This window comes from Dietzia sp. CQ4 (assembly GCF_014145125.1).
GTDB classification, from domain to species: Bacteria; Actinomycetota; Actinomycetes; order Mycobacteriales; family Mycobacteriaceae; genus Dietzia; species Dietzia natronolimnaea.
The window spans coordinates 1-4,198 of record NZ_JAALDZ010000376.1 but is presented as its reverse complement, the minus strand read 5'-3'; the positions used below and the strand labels follow the sequence as shown (position 1 = coordinate 4,198).

General features: G+C 72.3%; 4 protein-coding genes. All 4 read right to left on the bottom strand.

The annotated features are described in order from the left end of the window. Positions 1 to 37: 37 nt before the first annotated feature. Positions 38 to 811 (bottom strand): enoyl-CoA hydratase-related protein, encoded by a 774-nt coding sequence (locus G6031_RS17305; protein WP_347237946.1) that lies wholly within the window; start codon positions 809 to 811, stop codon positions 38 to 40. A gap of 37 nt (positions 812 to 848) precedes the next feature. After that, positions 849 to 2,315 carry an aldehyde dehydrogenase gene (locus G6031_RS17300; RefSeq protein WP_179524811.1) on the bottom strand — a complete coding sequence of 489 codons (1,467 nt, stop codon included), beginning with the start codon at positions 2,313 to 2,315 and terminating at the stop codon, positions 849 to 851. A 231-nt stretch (positions 2,316 to 2,546) separates the two neighbouring features. Continuing rightward, positions 2,547 to 3,299, bottom strand: a complete 753-nt coding sequence (locus tag G6031_RS17295; protein ID WP_182653937.1) for an ABC transporter permease — start codon at positions 3,297 to 3,299, stop codon at positions 2,547 to 2,549. Further along, positions 3,296 to 4,051, bottom strand: coding sequence for an ABC transporter ATP-binding protein (locus G6031_RS17290; RefSeq protein WP_182653936.1), 756 nt, complete (start codon positions 4,049 to 4,051; stop codon positions 3,296 to 3,298). Before G6031_RS17290 ends, G6031_RS17295 begins: the two co-directional genes overlap by 4 nt. Positions 4,052 to 4,198 lie beyond the last annotated feature (147 nt).

Below are 4,198 nucleotides of genomic sequence, written 5' to 3'. Positions count from 1 at the left end.
GCGGGCGATGCCGGCCGGGCGGTCGGGACCCCCGCCGTCACGCCCCGTCGGGGAGCGCGGTGAAGTCCGCGGGCCGTCCCTCGGCGAACGCGGCCAGGGCCTCGGAGTTCGCGGGCCCGCCCATGAGTTCGGCGAAGCACTGGTTCTCGCGTTCACGCGCCTCGGCGATCTGGCGGGCCAGCGGCTCGACCATCGTCCGCTTGACCGCCCGCAGACTCGAGATCGGCAGCCTCGCCAGGCGCGTGGCGTGCTCGGTGGCCACCGTGAGCAGCTCCTCTGCAGGACACAGACGCCACACCAGGCCCATCTCGTGGGCCTCGGCGGCGCTGATCCACTCGGAGGACAGCAACACCCAGGCGGCGTTCTGACGACCCACGAGCCGAGGGAGCAGGTAGCTCGAGGCGGCCTCCGGCGCCACCCCGAGGCTGGTGAAGGGGCACTTGAGGCGGGCGTCGTCGGCCATGAAGGCAAGGTCGGCGAACCCGATCACGGTCGTGCCGATCCCGAGGCCGAGCCCGTTGATCGCCAGGACCAGGGGCTTGTCGAACGCGGCCAGGGCGTCGATCAGGCCGATGAACCCGTGCTCACCGGGGACGAAGTCGGGATTGGTGACCCGCTCGGCCATCTCGACCAGGTCGGTGCCGGCACTGAACGCCCGGCCCTGCCCGGTGAGCAGCACCACCGCCACCGTCGGATCGGCCGACGCCTCGTGCAGCGCGACGGTGAGCGCGTCGTACAGCGCCTCGTCGAACGCGTTGAGCGCCTCCGGTCGCGCGAGCGTCAGGGTGCGGACCCGGTCGGCGTCCCGCACCTGTAGCGGCGATGTCCCCTCCCCGGCCACGGCGAGATCAGGCGCCGGCCGCGGGCGCGTCGAGGTAGACGGACTTGACCTCCGTGTACTGCGCCAGGCCCTCGGGGCCGAACTCGCGTCCGACCCCCGATGCCTTGAAACCGCCGAACGGGGCCGAGAAGTCCATCGTGTACGTGTTGACCCCGTAGGTCCCGGTGCGGACCCGGCGGGCCACGCCCAGCCCCGCCTCCCGGTCCGCCGTCCACACCGTGCCCGCCAGTCCGTACTCCGAGTCGTTGGCGATGCGGACGGCGTCGTCGACGTCGTCGTACGCGATCACCGACAGGACCGGCCCGAAGATCTCCTCCTGGGCGATCCGCATGGAGTTGTCGACCCCGGCGAACACGGTCGGCTGGACGTACCAGCCGGTGTCCAGACCGTCCGGGCGGCCGGTCCCGCCGGTGAGGAGCTGGGCACCTTCCTGCTGCCCGAGCTCGATGTAGGAGGACACGCGCTCCTGCTGCCTCTGCGCCACCATCGGCCCGATCTCCGTGGCGGGATCCAGCGGGTCACCGACGACCATCGACCCGATCCCCTCGGCCAGTGCCCGGGCGACCTCGTCGTGCCGCTCCCGGCTCACCAGGATCCGGGTCTGCGCCACGCACGCCTGCCCCGAGTTCATGACGCCCAGGAACTTGATCCCCTCGACCACACTCGCCAGGTCGGCATCGTCCAGCACGATCGCCGCGGACTTGCCCCCGAGCTCCAGCGAACACCGCTTGAGCTGCTCGCCGCAGATCGCCCCGATCTTCCGGCCCGCCGCGGTGGACCCCGTGAAGGCCACCTTGTCGACCCCGGGGTGACGCACCAGGTGCTCCCCCACCTCGCGGCCGCCGGCCACGATGCTCACCACGCCCGCCGGCACCCCGGCCTCGATCAGCAGCTCGCCCAGCAGGTAGGTGTCGAGCGGGGTCTCGGGGGCCGGCTTGATCACGATCGTGCAGCCGGTGAGCAGCGCCGGGATCAGCTTGGACAGCACGGTGAACTGGGGGACGTTCCACGGCGGGATCGCCGCGACCACGCCCACCGGCTCGTGGCGGACCAGCACCTCCCCGCCGAGCACGCCCGGCCGGGTCTCCTCCCACGGGAACTCGCGGGCGATGTTGACGAACGCCTCGATCTGCATCCACGGGGCGGGGGCCTGGGCCAGCTTGCTGAACGAGATCGGTGACCCCATCTCGGTGGAGATCAGGGTCGCCATGTCGTCCAGCCGTGCGGCGTAGAGGGCCGAGAGACGGGCGACCACCTCGATCCGCTCCTGGGGACTCATCCGCGGCCACGGACCCGAGTCGAACGCCTCCCGCGCCGCGGCCACGGCGGCGTCCATGTCGGCGACCGAGCCCTCCGGGACGCGGGCGACCATCTCCTCGGTGTGGGGACTGATCACCTCGATGACGCTGTCCGTCGCGGGAGAGCGCCACTCGGTGCCGATCAGAAAGGCGTCGCGGTCGAGGGAGGTGGTCATGGGCGGTCTCCTGGGTGTCACTGGGTGGGATCCTGTCGCAACGGACGCGCGAACAGACACCTGTCTACTGTAGGACCCCCGCCGCACTCGGGGTGCGTTTTCGAGAACGCGTTCCAGTGTGGTGTGCCGGCCCCCGGGGGATCGTGGGGTCCCCGGCGTCGGAGTCCCTCGGGCTCCCCGGCGTCGAGTCGCTCGGTCTCACCCCTCGGCATCGCCCCTCAGCAGCGCCCCTCAGCGGTCGAGCTGGAGCCTCCGCCATGTCGCGACCGTGAGCGCGGTGGAGACCAGCGGGATCACCCCGACCAGGGCGAGCTGCAGCGGCGACACCCCGCTGCCGCCGCTCATCGCCCACAGCGTCGGGGCGGCGAACGGCATCCATCCGCCGGCGCCGACGAGCACGCCCACCTGCGCCACGATGACGATCGCAATGGTCGCCGCGACTCCCGCGAGCGTCGATCGCGTCACGGTCGTGACCCAGGCGACGGGAGTGACGATCGCACTCGTCAACACCCCGAGCGCGGTCTGACGCGCGAGGCCGGCCCAGACCTCGGACGTCGGCGCTCCGAGCCCCCCGACCAGTCCGACGACAACGAGCGCGCCGGCCAGGGCGAGCGCCGTCCCCATGCTCCACAGCGCGAACACGGCGATCTTGGCCGCAGCGATGGACCCCCGCCCGACCGGCAGGGCGAACAACGCGCTCACCGTCGCATCGGAGAACTCGCGCCCGAAGATCCAGGCCAGCACGATGCCGTAGCCGAGGAGGCCCCCGGCGCCGGTGATCTGCGCTGCCGAGAAGAGCAGACCGGCCCAGTCGGCGGTGGCGCCGGGGCCGAGCTTCGCCACGAGGTCGGGCTGCCCGGAGGTCACCGCGAGCAGCATCGCACCCGACAGCACGGCGATCCCCCCGACGATCGCGGTCGTGGCGACGATCCCCACCAGCGAGGACCGCAGTTTGAGCGCCTCGGTCGACAGGGCCGGACTCACCGCGGGCCCCCGCCCTCGGACGCGGCGTCCTGCGCGGACTCGTCGTCGAGTCGGACGGCCTCGAAGAAGGCCCTCTCGAGCTCCGACCCTCCGGGAGGGAGCTCCCCGATGACGCGCCCGCCGTTCATCACGACGATGCGGTCGGCGATGCGGGCGACCTCGTCGAGGTGATGACTGCTCACGAGGACGCCGGCCCCCGCGCCCGCGAGTCCGACGAGGTGTTCCCGGAGGAGGATGACGCCCCGGGGGTCGAGTGCGTTGCCCGGTTCATCGAGCACCACGACGGACGGGGAGTGCTGCAGGGCCCCGGCGAGCCCGACCCGCTGCCGGTTACCGAGCGACAGCACCCGCAGGCGACGGTCGGCGTACGGCTCCAGGGCGAACGTGCGCATCGCCGAGTCGACGATCGCGCCGGGGTCACCCACACCCCGTAGCCTCGCGCTCGACACCAGGTTCTGGCGCACGGTCAGCTCCGGGTATCCGGGCGCTCCGTCGACGAACTGGCCGACCCTGGCCCACTCCGCGGCGGGAGGCGAGTCGCCGGCCAGCACTCGACCGCGCAGCAGTACCCGGCCCGCATCAGCACGCAGCATCCCGAGCAGGACACGCAACAGAGTCGTCTTGCCCGCTCCGTTCAGACCGACGAGCGCGACGATCTCCCCCTCCCCCACGGTGAGGTCGACGTCATGGATCCCCGCGCCGTCGCGGAAGCACCGGGTCACCCGCTCGGCGCGGATCGCGGGCTCAGTCATCGCGGCCCTCCAGGACCCGGAACACGTGCTCCAGGGCGCTGTCGAGGTCCGGGTCGGTGCCGACCGCCCACTCGAGGAGCGACGCGTTGAGGGCGGCCACGACGGCGGCCGCGGCGATGCGGGCGGCGGGCGGGGCCACGGCTCGCC

Bases quoted from the DNA above. Each gene is read 5' to 3' on its own strand.
- G6031_RS17290 (WP_182653936.1), bottom strand. From the start codon at position 4,051: ATGACTGAGCCCGCGATCCGCGCCGAGCGGGTGACCCGGTGCTTCCGC.
- G6031_RS17300 (WP_179524811.1), bottom strand. From the start codon at position 2,315: ATGACCACCTCCCTCGACCGCGACGCCTTTCTGATCGGCACCGAGTGG.